Raw genomic sequence first — 17,716 nt, 5'->3', positions numbered from 1 at the left:
ACGACTCTACATCAGTCGCGGTACCCCGGCGACACCCGATCCAGCATGCGCAGCAACGCCGCCCACGCCAGTTGCATCGCATCCAGGTCAACCAACTCGCCCTCCTCCAGCGGGCGGCCGGGGTTGTTGAATTGCTGTTCGGTGTACTGGCAGACCTCGGCGGATGGCAGCACCAGTGGGCCACAGGCCTGGGCGGCGATCTGGATGTCGCAGGCTTTCTCCAGGTAGTACATGCGCAGGAATGCCTGGCTGACGGTTGCGCCTACCGTCAGCAAACCGTGGTTGCGCAGCATCAGCACCGGCTTGTCGCCGAGGTCGCGCACCAGGCGTTGCTGCTCGTCCAGGTCCAGGGCCACGCCTTCGTAATCGTGGTAGGCAACCTTGCCGTAGAACTCCATGGAAATCTGGTTCACCGGCAACAACCCGCACGCCAGCGCGGCCACCGCGCAGCCCGCGCGGGTGTGGGTGTGCAGCACACAGTGGGCATCTTCGCGGGCGCCATGGATCGCGCTGTGAATCACAAAGCCGGCCGGGTTGACCGCATGCAGCGACGGCTCGACCGCGCGCCCGTCGAGGCCGATCTTCACCAGGCTGGAGGCGGTGATTTCATCGAACATCAGCCCGTAGGGATTGATCAGGAAGTGATGCTCGGGTCCGGGAATGCGCACCGAGATATGCGTGAAAATCAGGTCGCTCATGCGGTAGTGCGCGATCAATCGATAACACGCCGCAAGCTCTTCGCGCAGGTGCTGTTCGGTGGAGTGAGGCATTTTTATTCTCCGGGCACGGGGTGGGTGAAGGCGACGCTAATCCAGACACCAGTAAAAAAACAAGTTGATTTTTTACTGGCGGCAGCCTCCTATAGAAAAATAACAATAACAGCGCCTGGAGTACCCGCACCATGTCGCCCTCTGCTTTCCCGCACCTGTTCGAGCCCCTGGCACTGCGGGGCAAACGCCTGAAAAACCGCATCATGTCCAGCGGTCATGACACCTCGATGCCCACCGATAACCGGGTCAACCCGCCATTGATCGCCTACCACCGTGCGCGTGCCGAAGGCGGTGTCGGCCTGATTGTGCTGCAGGTGGCCGGGGTGCATGACAGCGCGCGGTACACCTCCCATGTGTTGATGGCCACCGACGATGCGTGCATCGAGGGCTACCGCCAGCTGGCGGAAACCTGCCATGCCCATGGCACCGTGGTGCTGTCGCAGATCTTTCATCCCGGGCGGGAAATCATGGAGTCGGCGGATGGCCTGCTGGCGGTGGCCTACTCGGCCTCGGGGGTGCCCAATGAACGCTTCCGGGTGATGCCGCGTGCGCTGGACCAAGCGATGATCGATGAGATTGTCGCGGGTTACGCCGCCGCTGCCAGGCGCTTGCACCAGGCCGGGATCGACGGGGTCGAAGTGGTCGCCAGCCATGGGTACCTGCCGGCGCAGTTTCTCAACCCACGGGTCAATCGGCGCAGCGATGGCTACAACGGGGCGCTTGAGCAACGGCTGCGGTTCCTGACGGAAATCCTCGCCGCCGTGCGCGCGGCTACCGACGCGGACTTCATCATCGGCCTGCGCATTTCTGCCGATGAACGCGATGCCGAAGGGCTCACCGAAAGCGAATCCCTCGAAGCCGTGCAGAGCCTGCAGTCCCAGCTCGACTACGTGCATATCGTCGCAGGCACGTCGGCCTCGCTGGGCGGTGCAATCCACATCGTGCCGCCCATGGCGATTGCCGCCGCGTACCTCGCCGATGAGGCCGCGACGTTCAAGGCCAGCCTGTCGATTCCGCTGTTCGTCACCGGGCGCATCAACCAGCCCCAGGAAGCCGAATTGATCCTCGCGCGCGGCCAGGCCGATGTGTGCGGCATGACCCGCGCATTGATCTGCGACCCGCTGATGCCCGCCAAGACTCTCGACGGGCGCGTCGAAGATGTGCGCGCGTGCATCGCCTGCAACCAGGCCTGCATCGGTCACTTTCACAAGGGCTTGCCGATCTCGTGCATCCAGCATCCCGAGACCGGCCGCGAGCTGCAATTCGGCGAGGTGCAAGCGACACTCAAGCGCAAGCGCATCATGGTCGTGGGCGGTGGTCCGGCGGGTATGAAAGCCGCAGCGGTCGCGGCGCAACGCGGGCATGCCGTGACACTCTACGAGGCCAGCACCCAGTTGGGTGGGCAAGTGCTGCTGGCGCAATTGCTGCCACGGCGCAGTGAGTTCGGCGGCGCCAGCACCAACCTGCAACGCGAGATGCAACTGGCCGGTGTGCAGGTGCTGCGCAACACCCGCGTCGACCGCGCGCTGGTGGAGCGCGAGCAACCCGACCATGTGATCATTGCCACCGGCGCCGAACCCTATTGGCCGGCCTTCGAGCAAGGCGGCGAACTGCAGGTGGTGGATGCCTGGCAGGTGCTGCGCGACGCAGTGCCCCTGGGGCGTTCGGTGGTGGTGGTCGACTGGCGTTGCGACTGGATCGGCCCCGGCATTGCCGAGCGCCTGGTGCGCGCCGGGCATCAGGTACAACTGGCGGTGAATGGCACGCACTGTGGCGAGAATCTGCCGCTGTATGTGCGTGATCAACTGGCCGGCGAGCTGCACCGGCTGGGTATTCCGATCATCCCGTATGCGCGCTTGTACGGCTGCGACGACACCACGGTGTACCTGCAACACACCGCCAGCGGCGAGCCCATGCTGCTGGAAAATATCGACACGCTGGTGTTGTGCCAGGGCCACCAGCCGGTGGACACTCTCGGCGCGCAGCTGCAGGGCCTGGTGCCGTTTGACCGGATCGGCGACTGCCTGGCGCCGCGCACCGCCGAAGAGGCGATCTACGAAGGACTCAAGGTGGCATGGAACCTGTGAACGACCAACCCCAGCAACTGTTTCTCGGCACCCGCATCCGTGGTTTGCGCAAGGCCAGCGGCATGACCTTGACCGCCCTGGCAGAGGCCAGCGAACTGACCGCCGGCTACCTCAGCCAGCTGGAACGCAACCTGGCGTATCCGTCGATTCCGGCACTGTTCAACATCGCTCGCAGCCTGGGGGTGACGATCCAGTGGTTCTTCGCCAGCGAGACCACGCCCGCACCGGCAGACGCAGGCTACGTGGTGCGCAAGGACAATCGCCAGAGCATCCACTATGAAGACGGCATCGTCGACCAGTTGCTGACGCCCCTGCCCAACCATCAACTGGAAATGCTGCAATCGAGTTTCCCACCGGGCACCTACAGCCAGCAGAGCTACAGCCATGAAGGCGAAGAAGCCGGCTATGTGTTGCGCGGACAGTTCGAGCTGTGGGTGGGAGAGCGGCACTTCCTGCTGGCGGCCGGTGACAGCTTCAGCTTTGCCAGCAGCGAACCGCATCGGTATGGCAACCCCGGCAAGGTGGAGACGGTGGTGATCTGGGTGATCACGCCGCCGACATTTTAGGCCAGGCGCATTCGTGACCTGCGGTAAAGAGTCCTTTTCGGATTCGACGGTTTTTCCGAAGGAACGACGGGCGGATACTCGACTCCATTGTTCACACCTCTTCAGGAGTTACTGATGTCTATCCCCACGTCCAACGTACCCGCCTTCGGCCTCGGCACTTTCCGCCTGCAGGGCCAGGTGGTGATTGATTCCGTCAGCACCGGCCTGGAACTGGGCTACCGCGTCATCGACACGGCGCAGATCTACGAGAACGAAGCTGACGTCGGCCAAGCCATCGCCGACAGCGGTGTGCCCCGTGATGAGCTGTTCATCACCAGCAAGATCTGGATCGCCAACTTCGCCGAAGGCCAGTTGATCCCGAGCCTCAAGGAGAGCCTGCGCAAGCTCCAGACCGACTACCTGGACCTGACCCTGATCCACTGGCCGTCGCCGGAAGACCAGGTTCCCGTCGCCGAATTCATGAGCCAGTTGCTGGAAGCCAAGCGCCAGGGCCTGACGCGCCAGATCGGTATTTCCAACTTCACCATTGACCTGATGAAACAGGCCATCGCAGCGGTCGGCGCCGAGCACATCGCGACCAACCAGATCGAACTGCACCCCTACCTGCAAAACCGCAAGGTGGCGGAGTTCGCCAGCGCCCACGGTATCCAGATCACCTCCTACATGACCCTGGCCTACGGCGAAGTGCTCAAGGACCCGGTGATCCAGCAGATCGCCGAGCGCCATCAAGCCACCCCGGCCCAAGTGACGCTGGCCTGGGCCATGCAACTCGGGTACGCCGTGATCCCCTCCTCGACCAAACGCGCCAACCTGGAAAGCAACCTCAAGGCCCTGCAACTGACCTTGAGCGCTGCCGACATGGAACAGATTGCCGGCCTGGAGCGCGGCCATCGCTTGACCAGCCCCAAGGGCATCGCGCCGAAGTGGGACTAGGCGCCGGCCACCCGTGCGCGGGATAACTCGCGCAACCAGGGCAATACCCGCAGGCCCGCCGTGGCTGCGGGTGGGTCGATGATGTCCATGAAATGTTCGAGGTTGACGTTGTCCGGTACGCCGGGCAGCCGTACCAGCACCGCCGGTGTTGCGCCGGCAGGTGCGCCCAGGTCGAGGTGGTCGTAGACCAGCACGTGGCGTACCTGGGGCTGGGGCCCGCAGCTGTGCAGCGTCAGCCCCGCATTGATGATCAGCACGTCAAAGGGTTCGGCCGGAATGGCGGTGAGTATCTGGACTTCTTCGAAGGTCTGTACCGGCACGATCCGGTGGTACCCCAACTGATTGAGCATTTTTTCGATGTACAACCGTTGCAGGTGCTGTTCATCGGCAATCAGGATGGTCAGTGCTTTGTTCGGCATGGCAAACCCCTGGGCTGGCAGCGCTCGTCAGTGAGCGTCGCCCATTTTCCAGACATATCCCGAAGACAAAATCAGGCATGTTCCCCCTTCATGTAGGAGTTGTCCCAAATGCACCGAATGGCTGTCTACCTCGGTCACGCCTGATTGCAGTACTGCCCGAGGCTGTGTTGCAAGCCAGCGATAGCCCGTTCCACCGCCTGCACTGCTGCGTCCAATGCCTCGCCTTCGCGCCGCTCGCACAGCTCTTCCAAGGTCTCGCAGCTGGCGATCAACGCCTGAGACTTGACCAAGCGTGCGCCACCTTTGACGCGGTGGGCCAGGTCATGCAGCCTGGCGAAGTCCGTGCGATTTTGCTCAACACCCAGCCAGGCGCGATCTTCCTCCAGGCTGTCGAGTAACGGCGTCAGCAACTCGTTCAGCGCGACCTTATCGCTACCGGTCAGCGCGATCAGCGTGCTCAAATCAAACGTCGGCTCAACCGCCTGTATCACCTCGCCGACCGCGCGCGATGCCAACGCCGCGCGCAAGTCTTCAAGCCCGGTGGGCTTGAACAGGCAGCCATCCATGCCGGCTTGTCGGCAGCGTTCGGTTTCTTGTGGTTGAGCATTGGCGGTGAAACCCAGTAGCAGGCACGGCGTGAGCCCGCGCTGACGCTCCTGGGCACGAATATCCCGCGCCAACGTATACCCATCCTTGAAGGGCATATTGCAATCGGTGATCACCCCGTCGAACTGCCCGGCCTGCCACATGGCAAAGCCTTGGGCACCGTCATCGGCGGTGGTGATGCGGTGCCCCAGGAAGCTCAACTGGCGAGCCAGCAGCAGGCGGTTGGCCGGGTAGTCATCCACCACCAGGATGCTCAACGCCCGAGCCGCCGGAACAGGCAAGACGGGCAATGCATCCGGCACGCGGGTGGTCATTTCCAGCGACAGCGTCACATCCACCCGCGTGCCCTTGCCCAGCACGCTGCTCAAGTGCAATTGCCCGCCCATCATCTCGCACAGGTTGCGGCTGATGACCAGTCCAAGGCCGGAACCACTGCGTGCCGATTGTTCGTTATTGCTGCCCTGGATAAAGGGGTTGAACAAGCGCTGCTGATCGACAGCGCTGATGCCAATGCCGGTGTCCTCCACCCATAGCCGCAGGTCCAGTTGATCGCCGACCAATGCCCCCTGGGCCCCCACGCGTACCTGACCGTTGGTGGTGAACTTGATCGCATTCCCCAACAGATTGGACACCACCTGCTTGAAGCGCAGCGGGTCGATCAACACCGCATGGTCGATCAGCGGGTCGAGCTCCACTTGCAACACCAGGCCCTTGTCGCGCGCCAACCCTTCAAATACCCGTGCCACCGAGGCTAGCAGCTCGTGCGGATTGGCGGGCTCCAGGGCCAGTGACAGGTGGCCGGATTCAATCCGCGCAATGTCGAGAATATCGCCGATCAACTCCAGCATGCTGTGCGACGCCACCGAGGCCACCTCCAGCGCGGCGCGGTCGGCACGCCCCTGCTGGGCGTTTTCCAGGGCCAGCTCGATCATGCCGATCACAGCGTTCATGGGCGTGCGTATCTCATGGCTCATGGTGGCCAGGAAGGTGGTCTTCGCGCGGTTGGCTGCGTCGGCCTCCTCCTTGGCTTCCTGCAATTGGCCCAGCAAGCGCTGGCGCTCGCTGACATCGACCCAGCCGGCAATCATGCCCACGACGCCGCCGTTGCTATCCCGGTAGGGCAGCATCCACTGGTAGATGGTCAACACCCCGCCACCGGGAATCTTCAACACGCGGTCATGGATCTGCGGTTCGCCCTGCTCCATCAAGCGCAGGTAATCGGCATGGAACGACTGGGCCTGGGGAGGGTTGCCGGTATCGGTCTCCACCACGGTCTTGCCAATGACGTCTTCGAGCTTGAAGCCGAAGACATCGAGGTAGGCGTTGTTGCACGCCATCAAGCGGCCTTGGCGATCGCGCACGTAAATCGGGTGCGGAGTGCCGTCGATCAGCACGCTCATAAAGCGCATCTGGTCGCTCAAGGCCCGCTCCGCCTGGGCGCGCTTGCGAATCAGGTTACGCAGGTAGAACACCCAGCCCAGGGCGACCAACAGCAGCAGCGCGGCAAGGGCGAAGCCTTGGATAATCACGTTGCGGTGCCGCAGCCAGTAGCTGTCTTCGAGGATGATTTCACTGCGCCAATGGTTGGTCAGCTCGTCCATCTCTTCGGGGGTAATGCTCAGCAATGCCTTGTCGAGGATCGAATACAACTCCAGTTCACTGCGGTTGACCCCCAGGGTAAAACGCGCCGGCTCCCGGCCGACCGTGCTGGTGATGCGCAGGCGTTCACGGTAATTGCGCGCGATCATGTAGCGCGCGCTGATCAACGACACCGCGGTCGCCTCCACGGTGCCCTTGGCCACCAACGCCATGGCCTGCTCGGTGTTCTCGACTTCGACAAACACCACGCCTGGGTAGTCCTCGGCAATCTGCATCGCGAGGCTGTTGCCGCTGACCACCGCCAGGCGTTTGCCGGGCATGTCCTCCAGGGTGATCACGCGCTCATTGTCCGCGGACACCACCAGGGCATAGGGGTTTGACAGGTAGGGCCGGGTAAAGCGGATCTTCTCCGATCGCTCGATGCTGGGCGTCACGGCCGCCAGCATATCGACGCGCCCGGTGCTGACCGCGTCAACCAGGCGCGGCAGTGAAGTGCCCTGCTCGATGTCGAACTTCAGGCCCGTACGCAGGCTGATCCGCGACAACACCTCGGCGCTCAGGCCTTCGAACTCGCCCTTCTCGTTGAAAAACGACAGCGGCACGAACTTGTCGACCACCGCCACTTTTACCCGCGGATGCTTCTCCAGCCAGCGCTGCTCATTGATGCTCAAGCGCAGCCGGTCGGCCTCGGGAAAACCAATGCCACCGGCACTCCAACGGCGCAGGATTTCCATCTGCTGGTTGGCGGGAACAGCGGCCAGCGCGGCGTTGATGATCCTCAGCAGGCGTGTGTTTTCCTTGCGCAGGGCGAACCCGAACGGGTTGGCTTCCATGGCCGAAAAATCCGCCATGCGCACATTATTGAGATGGTTCTTGTTGATCAGATAGCGGGTGCTGATGGCATCCCCGAGGTACACATCCGCCTGGCCGAACGCGACGGCGCCGATGGCCTCGAAGGTCGAGCCAAACAACTGCAACTGCGCTTGGGGGTAGAACGCCTGGACGGCGTCGGGTGGCATGTAGTGGTAGAGCATCGCCACGCGCCTGCCCGCCAGATCGGCATTCAATGCAAGGTTGTCACCCGCGCGCGTCACCAGCACGGGTTGATCATTGGCGTAGGAGCGCGATAGCACCAACTGCGGGTCGGCGGCCTCATAACCGTTGGCCGAGCCGAGAAAATCCACCGCGCCGCTCTTGAGGGCGTCGATAACTTCATCGCGCGTGTCGTAGCGCCGAACCGTGACCGCGATATTCAGCGCCTGGCCGATCAGCGCCGCATAATCGGCGGTGATGCCTTCCAGTTCTTGCTTGTTGTTACTCAGGTCAAAGGGCGCGTAATCCGGCGCCGAGACCCCGATGATCAATGTGCGCTGCTCGCGCAGCCAGCGCCAGTCGGCTTCATCGAGCATCACGCTGGTGGGTTCAAGGGTTGAGTGGCCGAGTAGCCGCAGGCTTTGCGGTGCATCCACGGCCATCACCGCCGCAGGCAACATCCCCACGAGCAGGATGACCATGAGCTTGATCAACCGTGAGGGGTTCATTTCAGATCAGTTGATTGCGCTGCGCGAACTTGGACAGATGCACCACCGAGGACATACGTAGTTTCTCCTTGAGCCGCGTCTTGTAGGTACTGATGGTTTTGTGACTCAACAGCATGTCCTCGGCAATCTCCTTGTTACCCAGGCCCAGGGCCAGTTTTTGCAATACCGTCAGCTCGCGATCGGACAGCGCCTCCACCAACTCCTGCTCGGTGGATTGCAAGTCGTCGCGACGCACCGAACTGGTAGGCAGGCTCGGAAAGCAACTGTAGCCGGACCTGATGGCCCTGATGGCCTTCTGCAGCTCGTCGAGTTCGCCGGTCTTGGCGACAAACCCCATGGCACCGGCACGCATGCAACGGGTAGAAAAGAACACGGCCAGGTACGAAGTCAGTACCAGTATCTTGCAAGGCAGGTCCAAGGCTTTAATCCGACTGATCACCTCCAACCCACCGAGCTTGGGCATTGCCAGGTCGAGAATGACAAGGTCCGGACGCTCCTCACGGGCAACCTGCATGGCATCCGCGCCGTTACCTGCTTCGAAGATGGTGTCGAAGCCCTCCTGCTTCAGCAGGTGCTTGACGGTGGCGCGTATAAACGGGTGATCATCCACAATTAAAGCTTTGTTGCTCATAAGACTCCCCTGGGAGGATCAGTACGCTTACATATCACGTGAGTCCTATCTACCTGTGAAAAGTAACAGTTCCGACAAACGGTGCTGAGTACTCTGCGTGACACTTCAGGCAGTACGGGCCTCTCCTTTTGAAAAACACGATGAAAACGTAAAGCTGCGCCTGGGTTCCTAAATAGGCGCAAGCGCGCAACCTTAACAATGGCGTGCGGTTTCAAATGAAGGGATAGTCTCGAATGCTTGTAGGACTTTTCCTCTCAGTAGCATAGTCCGTGTTGAACAAGGCAAAGCCTGACGTCCGCGTACTACTCCGTGGTGCTTGGGCTCCAGAAGGCCTGCACCACCAGGGTCGACAGAGAAATGCGTGCCACCAGGGCATCCAGCTCGTCACCGTCCACCGAGGTCACCGCCAGGGTGGCTTCGATTTCGACTTCGTCAGTGCCGAAAGGCCGCACATCGACATCACTGGCCGGGTAGTTGCAACGCGCCAATTCGGCTTCCAGCAGTGCGAGCACGGCTTTCTGCTGGGTACGCCGGGCAATGACATAGAGGATATTGGTGACCTCCGCCGACACCACATCCAGCGGCTGGCGGTTGATGTTGTTGACGATCGGCCGCAGCAAGGTATTGGCCGCCAGCACAAACAGCGTGCCGAGCAGCGCTTCGAGGATCAGGTCGGCGCCGGCACAGGCCCCCACCGCCGCCGATGCCCAGAGCGTGGCGGCGGTGTTGAGCCCGCGCACATTGCCTTCTTCGCGCATGATCACGCCCGCGCCGAGAAAACCGATGCCCGAGACCACGTACGCCACCACCCGCACCGCGCCTTCTGCGCCGCCCAGGCGGTTGGCCATGTCGACGAAAATCGCCGCGCCCACCGCCACCAGCACGTTGGTGCGCAGGCCCGCCGTGCGCTGGCGGTACTGACGCTCGAAACCGATCAGGCCGCCGAGGATGAACGCGGCGGTGAGGCTGACCAAAGTGTCGATCAGCGAATTGAGGTTGATGTTGTTGATTGCTTGCATAAAAAATCTCCTTGAACGCCAGCGCCTGCAGGAGCCGGCTTGCCAGCGATAGCACCGTTACTGCCAGCCAAATTTACGGGTGTAGAAGCCTTTCACCGCCTGGGTCAGCGCCATATACGCCAGCTGGATCAGCGGCAGGAACACGAAGTACAACAACGGCAGCGCCTGCAACCCAGGGTACCCAGCAATTGCACGGCACTGCTGTTGCCGGCAGCCACCAGGGTCTGCGCCAGGGTCGGCGGCACTTCGCGGCTGACGCTGGTGTCGGTCACGGTTTCGAGCATCGCCAGGCGACGGAAATGCCGGGCGATGTGCCGATTCCGCAGGAAACCGGCAAACAACGCTTTGAGCAGAATGAGGCTCATGGTGTAACTCCTGCGCGAGGAAACCTGCAGGCAGGTACGACCGGCTGCACCCTGCCCGTTCTACAGGCACAGTCAGCTCGGCCCGCCTGCCGCAAAAAAGGCAGGCGCGTCCGTAGCATCCCGAGGTCAGTCAGGTGCTGGTCAGCGTCGATGAGAGGGATCGGACAGGCGCCAGGACTGGCTGCTGTCGGGATGCCGCTTCTCGCTTTGTTGGCGAGACAACGGCATCAGGAAAATGCGCGTTACCTTGCCAAGTATGTGCCGGTTACCGAAACCGGCCGACTACTGTCACTCGAACAAGTACCCACTGAGGGTCTCCGCTATTGATGAAAACGCGCGAAGCTTACGCCCCGTTTACGCGGGAGTAAACCGTAGGAAAGCTTCCGTAAGGTGGATAAGAGGATTCTTCAGGGAGGGTTCAGGAGCCGCCGAGGGGCCATTCAGCTACACCCTGGACGTCCATGGAACGCTGCCTTTTTTCAATGACTAGTCGACAAGCCTGAGCTTCACCTGGGCACCGTCGGGCAAATCCTTTATCTCCCGTGCCAGATCACCGCAGAACCGAAGCTGCTCAACATGATCCAGGCATCGCACATTGTCGATGACGTACTCGCCGCCCAATACCGGCGAAATAACCCAATGATAAACCTGGCCAGGCGCCAACGGCCCCAGGGCCTCCTCGGCCTGCTCCACCATGGGTTGCAGATACCAGTCGCGCAAAAATGCCTGATCCCTGGAAACCTCGTCCAGCACGGCACGCGTCTGCGCAATGACCTCGCAATAAAGCGCTTCAGGGCAAAGCCGCCAATAGCGTCCCTGCGTGTCCTTGATCATCACATTGCCAAAGGCGGTGGTCCCGACGACCTCGACGGGATCAATACCGACCCACCCCCAGCTGTCGCGAATAGCTTGAATCAATGGCATGCAGCCTCCCGGTTCACAAACACTTCAATCATCGCGCGTCAGCACTTCCAATAACTCAATCTCGAAGCACAGATTGCTGTTGGGTTTGATATGCGCGCCCATCGACCGCTCGCCATACGCCAGGTGCGCCGGGACAAACAGCCTGCGCACGCCGCCGACCTGCATGCCCATCAGGCCCTGGTCCCAGCCCTTGATCACGCGGCCGGTGCCGATCACACACTGGAACGGCTTACCCCGCTCCCAGGACGAATCGAACACTGTGCCGTCTTCCAGGGTGCCGGTGTATTGAGTGGTGATCAGCGCCCCCTTGACCACGGCTTTGCCGGTGCCTGGGCGGATGTCGGTGACCTGGAGTTCGTCGTTGCTCATGGCGGGGCTCGTTGAAGGCGTGAGGGGTGGGGTTTTCCCAGAATTGGCGGGGATTTGCAACCGCAAGAGCGGTCCAGGCTCTGCCAACCGATTTGCAGGAGCTAACTGACAAGTGTCGCAGAAGCGCCTGGCTTATCACCTTTCGCTCAATCACCTCTTATGCAAGGCCAACCACTTCGGTTGGATTTTTCAAGAGGTCACCTGTCATGCCCCAAGCCATCAGCCCCGTTCGCGTTTCTGTTGTGCAATTCGATCCCCAGGTGGGTACGGACCATCGGTCTGCCAACCTGCGGCGTAGCCTGGAATTGGCCACTGAGGCCGTGAACGGCGGCGCCAATCTGATCGTGCTGCCGGAGCTATCAAGCTGCGGCTATTTCTTTGCTAACCGCCAGGACGCCTTTGATCACGCCGAAGTCGTTCCAAACGGCCCAAGCGTGCGAGCCTGGATCGACTTTGCTTGCCGGCACCGGGTGTACCTGGCAGCGGGCTTGAACGAAATCGACGGCAGGCAACTGTTCAATACCGCTTTGCTGCTGGGCCCGGACGGTTTGATCGGCAAGTACCGCAAAGCCCATCTATGGAACCTCGAGAAGTTATGGTTCACCCCGGGAAACACTGGCTTCCCAGTCTTCGATACACCCATCGGGCGGATTGGCCTGCTGATCTGCTGGGACATCTGGTTTCCCGAAGTGCCGCGCATTCTCAGCCAACAAGGTGCCGATATCATTTGCAGCCTGAACAACTGGGCCTGGACACCTGCGCCGTTATTTGACGAAGCGGGCAAATGCATGGCGTCTTACCTGACGATGACGGCGGCGCACGTCAACAATGTGTTTATCGCCGCCGCCAGCAGAATCGGCGAAGAACGCGACGCGCGCTACCTGGGGTGCTCGTTGATCGCCGGGACCAATGGATGGCCAATTGGCAAAGTGGCCTCGGCTAATCGTGAGGAAATACTGTACGCCGACATTGATCTCAGCAGTGCGCGCAGTGCACCGATCTGGAATAGCCTCAACGACCTGCAGAGGGATCGGCGCGTCGACCTTTACGATCAGACGCTGGGGTATGTCCAGCACCGCGCGTTGCCGCGCTTACCAAAATGGCCTGGCGTACTCGCTCCTGTGGCGAGCGGGCTTGCCCCGCGTTGGGCTGCGCAGCAGCCCCCGCAACGCACCACTTGTTTGGACCGCTACGCGCCCCAACGGGAGCAAGCTCGCTCGCCACACCCAGCTTTTACGCCAACGGCACCCGACGCGTCGTCAGCGCCACACGCCCCACAAAGAAACTCAACGCCGCACCCAGCAGCAACATCGCCAAGGTGCTCCAGGCTGCGCGGGACAGTTGCTTGGCTGCGACTTCGCCTGCTTCACGGGCTTTCTGCTCGGCCTGTTGCTTGAGCTCATCGACCTTCTGCATGGCCTGCTGATAGGCCTGGGCGTAGTTGTCGACGATCTGCGTGGCTTCCTCTTTGCTCTTGCCGGTACGGGCGGCAACGATGTTGACCAGCGCGTCTTTATCGGCCGCGTTCAGCGCAGGCTCACCGGAGGCTTTGACGCGGTCGAACCACTGCTTGAGCGCATCACCGGCCAGGGCTGGATTGGTCGCGGCAGCCGTCGCCGATTGCTTGCCATCCGCTGCGGCCTGATCGGTTTTCTGCTCGACATTGGCCGGGTCCAATTCAGGCTTGCCGCTTTGCTTGAGCAGGGTATCGAGCTGAGCTTGCAGGCTGTTCCAGTCCAGGTGGATGCCCTGCTCGTCCAGTTGCTGCTTGACGCTGTCACTGATGCCCGGCGCTGCGGCGGCGATGCCACTACCGGCAGCCGACAGGCCTTTGCCCACCACATTGCCAGCGGTACCGACCACGCTCGCGGCCAGGCCTGCCAGCAGCCAGGTGGTGAATAACGTGGTCAGGGTCCAGGTCAGCACGCCGTGCAGGCCGCCGCGATCCGGTGCCGTACGCCCGGCCACAAAGGCACCCACGGCGATGGCGATCAGCGTCGAAACAAATAGCCAGATGCCGGCGCCCGTGCCGAAACCGCTCAACGGGTTGCCCGCTTGCATCGGATTGACGGCGCTGGCGCCAATGGCGGTGCCGAGGACATTGAGCACCAGGTAGGTCACCAGGGCAATTGCACTACCCGCGAGTACAGAACTCCAGGACACGCGAAACGGCGAACGGTTGGTTTCATAGACAGTGGTCATGATTGATCCTTTTGCAGTAATTGACCGTCTCAGTCTGGCCAGCCACGTGTCCGCTCGTCCCCGCGCAAATGCACCAGGCCATCTGGTGCATTCGCACCCCGGTGCAGGCAATTGCTCTGCACTATCCTGAACCCTGGGTGTCGTACTTTCATGCGTCCAAAACCCGGAGAAACCATGACCCAGGATGTCCTCGCCAAAGAAACCAACCGTCGCCAGCTGCAGCAGATCATCTCCGGGCTGTCCGACGGGATAATCCTCGCCGAGGTCGACCAGACTATCCTCTGGGCCAACGATGCCGCCCTGGCCATGCATGGGGTGGATGAGGTCGCGGCATTGGGCGCCGATACCCGCGAATACGCCGAACGCTTCAGCCTGCGCTATCGCAATAACCATCCCGTGCCGCTGGAAAACTACCCCCTCGCCCGTGCGGCGGCGGGTGATGAATTCAGCGATGTGGTGGTGGAAGTCACCCCCACCACCGACGAACACAAGACCTGGGTCCACCGCCTGCGCAGCCTGGTGATCAGCGATTCCCACGGCGAGCCCGAGTTACTGGTACTGATCCTCAGCGACGCCACCGAGTGGGCCAGCGCCGAGCAGCGCTTCGAGAAAACCTTCAACGCCAACCCGGCGCCTGCGGTGATCTGCCGCCTGAGCGACCTGCGCTATATCAAGGTGAACCAGGGTTTCCTGGAGATGACCGGCTACAACCGCGACCAGGTCATCGGCCGTTCGGTGTATGAGCTGGACGTTCTGGAGCAGGCCGATCGCAAGGACCTGGCCATCCAGCGCCTGGGCGAAGGCGCGACCATCCCGCAGATGCAAGCCGAGCTGAAGCTGCCCGAAGGTGGCAGCAAACTGGTGATCGTCGCCGGCCAGCCGCTGGACATGAACGAGGAGGAATGCATGCTGTTTTCCTTCACCGACCTGGAGCCACGCCGCAAGGCCGAGATTGCGCTGCGCCAGAGTGAAGAGCGCTTCGCCAAGTCGTTCCGCCTGACGCCTGTGCCGACCCTGGTGTGCAGCGCCGCCAACCGGCAGGTGGTGGACATCAACGAAGCCTTCATGACGATTACCGGGTACACCAGTGAGGAGCTGATCGGCAAGGCTATCGAAGAGATCCACTTCATCGACAGCGCCCCGGCGGCCGCCCAGGTGTTCGCCACCCTGGAGAAAGCCGGCAACCTCGATGGCCAGGACCTCAAGGTGCGCAAGAAAGGCAACGAAGTGATCGACTGCGTGCTTTCCGCCGACACCGTGGTCATCCAGGACGTGCCGTGCTACCTGCTGGTGATGATGAACATCACCGAGCGCAAGCGCTCGGAGCTGGAGCTGGTGGCTGCCATCGAGGAAGTGATGCAGGACGCCTCGTGGTTCAGCCAGACCCTCATCGAAAAACTGGCCAACGCCAAGAGCGTCAACAGCCCCAACCTGCCCAATGTGGCCTTCACCGACCTGACCGCGCGTGAGCGCGATGTGCTGGGCCTGATCTGCGAAGGCCTGGCCGACAAGGAAATCGCCTCGCGGCTGAAACTGGCACCCAATACGGTGCGTAACCATGTGGCCACGGTGTACTCAAAACTGGGGGTGCACAGCCGCAGTGCGGCGATTGTCTGGGCCCGTGAACGCGGGCTGTTTGCCGGTGAATTAAGGGTTAAAAGCAAGCGCTGAACATACAAATGCACTAGTCCAGCTAGTATGAATTCGCCTTATCGGATGGCGTACCGATCCCTAACCTTCAAGGGGTGAGCACAGGGCTTTGAACCTGTGCCGTCGTGAAACGACACCTTGAAGGAACCCTCATGTTTACGCTCTCTCAACTGCGAAATTGCATCGAAGAAGGCCTGGCGCCGCTGACATGCGAGTTCACCCTGTGCCGGGACGCCTCATTGACCCTCAAGGTCTATGACGCCGAGACCGGCCGAGTGGACCTGGTGGTGACGGGGATCAGCACCAACCGGCTGCAGACCCCGCAAGAAGTGGAAAAAATGGTGGAAGAACTGCGCTACGAACTGCAAAGCAACAACATGGGCAAGCTCACGCTGGATGACTTGCCTTCAACGACGAACCAATGAAGTAGAACACCCCACCCGCGACGATGAACGCCCCGAGCATGTAGAACATGTAGTGGGCCGGCAGGCTGGCCAGCACCAGCCCGCACAACACCGGCCCCAATGCCGCCCCCAGGTTGGACAGGTTCTGCGCCCCGTAGTACATGCCCCGCAGGTGATCCGGGGCAATCCGGTCGATAAACATGTACTCGGCCGGGAACACGATAATTTCCCCCACGGTGAACACCGCCATCGCCAGCACCCACCACAGCACGCTGGTGGACAGCGCGAACCCGATCAACCCCAGCATGAACATGCCCAGGCCGAAGATCAGCCATTGGCTGAGGTAACGGTGCGAGATGCGCCGGCCAATCACGTACTGCAAGGCAATCACCAGCACCGCGTTGGTGGTCAGCACCGCACTGATCACGGTGTAGGTGTATTCCGCGCTGGTGGTGGTCACCAGGTATTGCGACAGGTAGGCCGTGAACTGGCCAAACACCACGGCGCTGAGCAGGCCGCCGAGGGTGAAGCACACCAATCGATGGTCACGCAGCAACACACGGCCGACGGCCAGGAACGACACCGGCTTCTGCGCGACCTCGGCGGTGGCCAGGGTCCGATCGCCCCAGCGCCAGTACAGCAGGAAAAACCCCAACCCCAGCAACGCCGAAAGGATGAACGGCAGGCTGATATCCAGCTTGGCCACCATCGCGCCAAAGAACGGCCCCACGGCGTAACCGATGTTGGTCAGCGTGTACTTGATCGAAAACACTTCGCTGCGCGCCTCTTCGGGCAAGAGGCTGGCAAAGCCTGCCTTGACCGCAATGTCGATCACCGCGTAAGCCAGGTTGATCAGGATCAGGCAGCTGTAGAACGCCCAGATATTCTGCGCGAGTACCGTGCCGATAAAACCCAGCACAAACACCACGCTCAAGCCGAGCAGCAGCCGATAGCTGTTGATGCGGTCGACCAGGAAGCCGCCGTACACGCTGAGCAGCGAACCGACGATCAGCGAGCTGCCGATCACCAGGCCGACCTGACTGATGTCGAGGGCAAAGTGGCTGGTGAGGTAAATGACCAGGTAGGGAAAGGTGATGGCCTTGGCCAACGTCAGCATCAACGTGGCGGACAGCAACAGGTTCACGGTGCGAGGGTAGTTTCTTATTGTGGCAAGCATCCTGCTCTCTTTCGGTCAAAGGTAACGCGACGTTTTATGGCCGGTTACCTTAACGCGGAGCAAGCAAAAAAGCCGGGCTATTTTTTGACTGGGGTGATTTCGAGGATGGTGCCGTTGGTGGTTTTCAGCAGCACGAACTTGTCGCCGACCCGCGCCCATTGGCTGTCGGCTTCAGGTTGCTTGAGGCCACGCTTTTTCCAGTCGCTGACCGCCGACTCCTTGCGCATCAGGATGTCCGGGGCACGGTCGCCCTCTTTGAGATCGCGGGCGTTGATGTTGGAAGGCTGCACGGTTTCCTGGGGGTATCACCCGCCTGTGCGACAAAACTGGCGGTGGACAGGCTGGCAGCGACCAGCAGGCAGGCGGCGAGGGTTTTGGACTTCATAGGTGCTCCTTCAATGAATGACGCGTACCCAGGTTCGGACCACGGGCGCACGAAATCATTCATGCAAGA

At 61.4% G+C, this 17,716-nt stretch carries 14 protein-coding genes and 3 pseudogenes; 6 read left to right on the top strand and 11 right to left on the bottom strand.

The features are described 5' to 3' along the window. Window positions 1–11: 11 nt before the first annotated feature. Window positions 12–770 carry a class II aldolase/adducin family protein gene (locus JFU04_RS09685; protein WP_201143936.1) on the bottom strand — a complete coding sequence of 253 codons (759 nt, stop codon included), beginning with the start codon at window positions 768–770 and terminating at the stop codon, window positions 12–14. A 131-nt stretch (window positions 771–901) separates the two neighbouring features. Between JFU04_RS09685 and JFU04_RS09680 the strand changes: the two genes are divergently transcribed. From JFU04_RS09680 to dkgB, 3 genes are all read left to right on the top strand, one after another. Then, window positions 902–2,857: an oxidoreductase gene (locus tag JFU04_RS09680; RefSeq protein ID WP_201143935.1), complete on the top strand. Its 1,956-nt coding sequence runs from the start codon at window positions 902–904 to the stop codon at window positions 2,855–2,857. Then, window positions 2,845–3,423 (top strand): cupin domain-containing protein, encoded by a 579-nt coding sequence (locus JFU04_RS09675; RefSeq protein WP_065905575.1) that lies wholly within the window; start codon window positions 2,845–2,847, stop codon window positions 3,421–3,423. Before JFU04_RS09680 ends, JFU04_RS09675 begins: the two co-directional genes overlap by 13 nt. A gap of 114 nt (window positions 3,424–3,537) precedes the next feature. Further along, entirely contained in the window at window positions 3,538–4,356 is an 819-nt protein-coding gene (gene dkgB / locus JFU04_RS09670; protein ID WP_106804478.1) for a 2,5-didehydrogluconate reductase DkgB, read from the top strand. On the opposite strand, the gene JFU04_RS09665 is transcribed toward dkgB, so the two are convergent. From JFU04_RS09665 to JFU04_RS09635, 7 genes and pseudogenes are all read right to left on the bottom strand, one after another. Continuing rightward, a complete protein-coding gene (locus JFU04_RS09665; protein ID WP_065905573.1) occupies window positions 4,353–4,775 on the bottom strand; it encodes a chemotaxis protein CheY in 423 nt (140 codons plus the stop codon). The two genes, dkgB and JFU04_RS09665, sit on opposite strands and share 4 nt — an antisense overlap. A 134-nt stretch (window positions 4,776–4,909) precedes the next feature. Further along, on the bottom strand, window positions 4,910–8,521 hold the full coding sequence (locus JFU04_RS09660; RefSeq protein WP_201143934.1) for a transporter substrate-binding domain-containing protein: 3,612 nt from the start codon (window positions 8,519–8,521) through the stop codon (window positions 4,910–4,912). 1 nt (window position 8,522) lies between these two features. Next, a complete protein-coding gene (locus JFU04_RS09655; RefSeq protein ID WP_201143933.1) occupies window positions 8,523–9,152 on the bottom strand; it encodes a response regulator transcription factor in 630 nt (209 codons plus the stop codon). A gap of 302 nt (window positions 9,153–9,454) precedes the next feature. Beyond that, window positions 9,455–10,171 (bottom strand): MgtC/SapB family protein, encoded by a 717-nt coding sequence (locus tag JFU04_RS09650; RefSeq protein WP_065905570.1) that lies wholly within the window; start codon window positions 10,169–10,171, stop codon window positions 9,455–9,457. Window positions 10,172–10,341: 170 nt separating this feature from the next. Then, window positions 10,342–10,536: pseudogene (locus JFU04_RS09645) on the bottom strand (hypothetical protein); the annotation flags it as partial. Between the two features lie 486 nt (window positions 10,537–11,022). Beyond that, entirely contained in the window at window positions 11,023–11,460 is a 438-nt protein-coding gene (locus JFU04_RS09640; protein WP_106804480.1) for a T6SS immunity protein Tdi1 domain-containing protein, read from the bottom strand. A gap of 24 nt (window positions 11,461–11,484) precedes the next feature. Further along, window positions 11,485–11,829, bottom strand: a complete 345-nt coding sequence (locus JFU04_RS09635) for an FKBP-type peptidyl-prolyl cis-trans isomerase (RefSeq protein WP_106804481.1) — start codon at window positions 11,827–11,829, stop codon at window positions 11,485–11,487. Window positions 11,830–12,035: 206 nt separating this feature from the next. On the opposite strand from JFU04_RS09635, the pseudogene JFU04_RS09630 reads away from it, so the two are divergent. Further along, a pseudogene (locus JFU04_RS09630) lies at window positions 12,036–12,920 on the top strand (nitrilase family protein); the annotation flags it as partial. A 142-nt stretch (window positions 12,921–13,062) separates the two neighbouring features. Here JFU04_RS09630 and JFU04_RS09625 read toward each other — a convergent pair. Further along, window positions 13,063–14,031 carry a hypothetical protein gene (locus tag JFU04_RS09625; protein WP_201143932.1) on the bottom strand — a complete coding sequence of 323 codons (969 nt, stop codon included), beginning with the start codon at window positions 14,029–14,031 and terminating at the stop codon, window positions 13,063–13,065. A gap of 174 nt (window positions 14,032–14,205) precedes the next feature. Between JFU04_RS09625 and JFU04_RS09620 the strand changes: the two genes are divergently transcribed. Together JFU04_RS09620 and JFU04_RS09615 are read left to right on the top strand one after the other, a co-directional pair. Next, a complete protein-coding gene (locus tag JFU04_RS09620; RefSeq protein ID WP_065905565.1) occupies window positions 14,206–15,702 on the top strand; it encodes a PAS domain S-box protein in 1,497 nt (498 codons plus the stop codon). Window positions 15,703–15,833: 131 nt separating this feature from the next. Beyond that, entirely contained in the window at window positions 15,834–16,106 is a 273-nt protein-coding gene (locus JFU04_RS09615; RefSeq protein WP_065905564.1) for a DUF1652 domain-containing protein, read from the top strand. On the opposite strand, the gene JFU04_RS09610 is transcribed toward JFU04_RS09615, so the two are convergent. Then, on the bottom strand, window positions 16,069–17,262 hold the full coding sequence (locus JFU04_RS09610; RefSeq protein ID WP_065905563.1) for an MFS transporter: 1,194 nt from the start codon (window positions 17,260–17,262) through the stop codon (window positions 16,069–16,071). The genes JFU04_RS09615 and JFU04_RS09610 overlap by 38 nt on opposite strands. Before the next feature lie 77 nt (window positions 17,263–17,339). Then, a pseudogene (locus tag JFU04_RS09605) lies at window positions 17,340–17,647 on the bottom strand (RcnB family protein). Window positions 17,648–17,716: the final 69 nt, after the last annotated feature.

This window comes from Pseudomonas sp. TH21, assembly GCF_016651025.1.
Taxonomy (GTDB): Bacteria; Pseudomonadota; Gammaproteobacteria; order Pseudomonadales; family Pseudomonadaceae; genus Aquipseudomonas; species Aquipseudomonas aylmerensis.
This window is presented reverse-complemented; position numbering and strand designations above follow the sequence as displayed.

Coding starts and splice junctions, on each gene's coding strand:
- JFU04_RS09685 (WP_201143936.1), bottom strand. CDS start 770: ATGCCTCACTCCACCGAACAGCACCTGCGCGAAGAGCTTGCGGCGTGT.
- JFU04_RS09610 (WP_065905563.1), bottom strand. CDS start 17,262: ATGCTTGCCACAATAAGAAACTACCCTCGCACCGTGAACCTGTTGCTG.
- JFU04_RS09655 (WP_201143933.1), bottom strand. CDS start 9,152: ATGAGCAACAAAGCTTTAATTGTGGATGATCACCCGTTTATACGCGCC.
- JFU04_RS09665 (WP_065905573.1), bottom strand. CDS start 4,775: ATGCCGAACAAAGCACTGACCATCCTGATTGCCGATGAACAGCACCTG.
- dkgB (WP_106804478.1), top strand. CDS start 3,538: ATGTCTATCCCCACGTCCAACGTACCCGCCTTCGGCCTCGGCACTTTC.
- JFU04_RS09680 (WP_201143935.1), top strand. CDS start 902: ATGTCGCCCTCTGCTTTCCCGCACCTGTTCGAGCCCCTGGCACTGCGG.
- JFU04_RS09625 (WP_201143932.1), bottom strand. CDS start 14,031: ATGACCACTGTCTATGAAACCAACCGTTCGCCGTTTCGCGTGTCCTGG.
- JFU04_RS09635 (WP_106804481.1), bottom strand. CDS start 11,829: ATGAGCAACGACGAACTCCAGGTCACCGACATCCGCCCAGGCACCGGC.
- JFU04_RS09660 (WP_201143934.1), bottom strand. CDS start 8,521: ATGAACCCCTCACGGTTGATCAAGCTCATGGTCATCCTGCTCGTGGGG.
- JFU04_RS09640 (WP_106804480.1), bottom strand. CDS start 11,460: ATGCCATTGATTCAAGCTATTCGCGACAGCTGGGGGTGGGTCGGTATT.
- JFU04_RS09650 (WP_065905570.1), bottom strand. CDS start 10,171: ATGCAAGCAATCAACAACATCAACCTCAATTCGCTGATCGACACTTTG.
- JFU04_RS09675 (WP_065905575.1), top strand. CDS start 2,845: ATGGAACCTGTGAACGACCAACCCCAGCAACTGTTTCTCGGCACCCGC.
- JFU04_RS09620 (WP_065905565.1), top strand. CDS start 14,206: ATGACCCAGGATGTCCTCGCCAAAGAAACCAACCGTCGCCAGCTGCAG.
- JFU04_RS09615 (WP_065905564.1), top strand. CDS start 15,834: ATGTTTACGCTCTCTCAACTGCGAAATTGCATCGAAGAAGGCCTGGCG.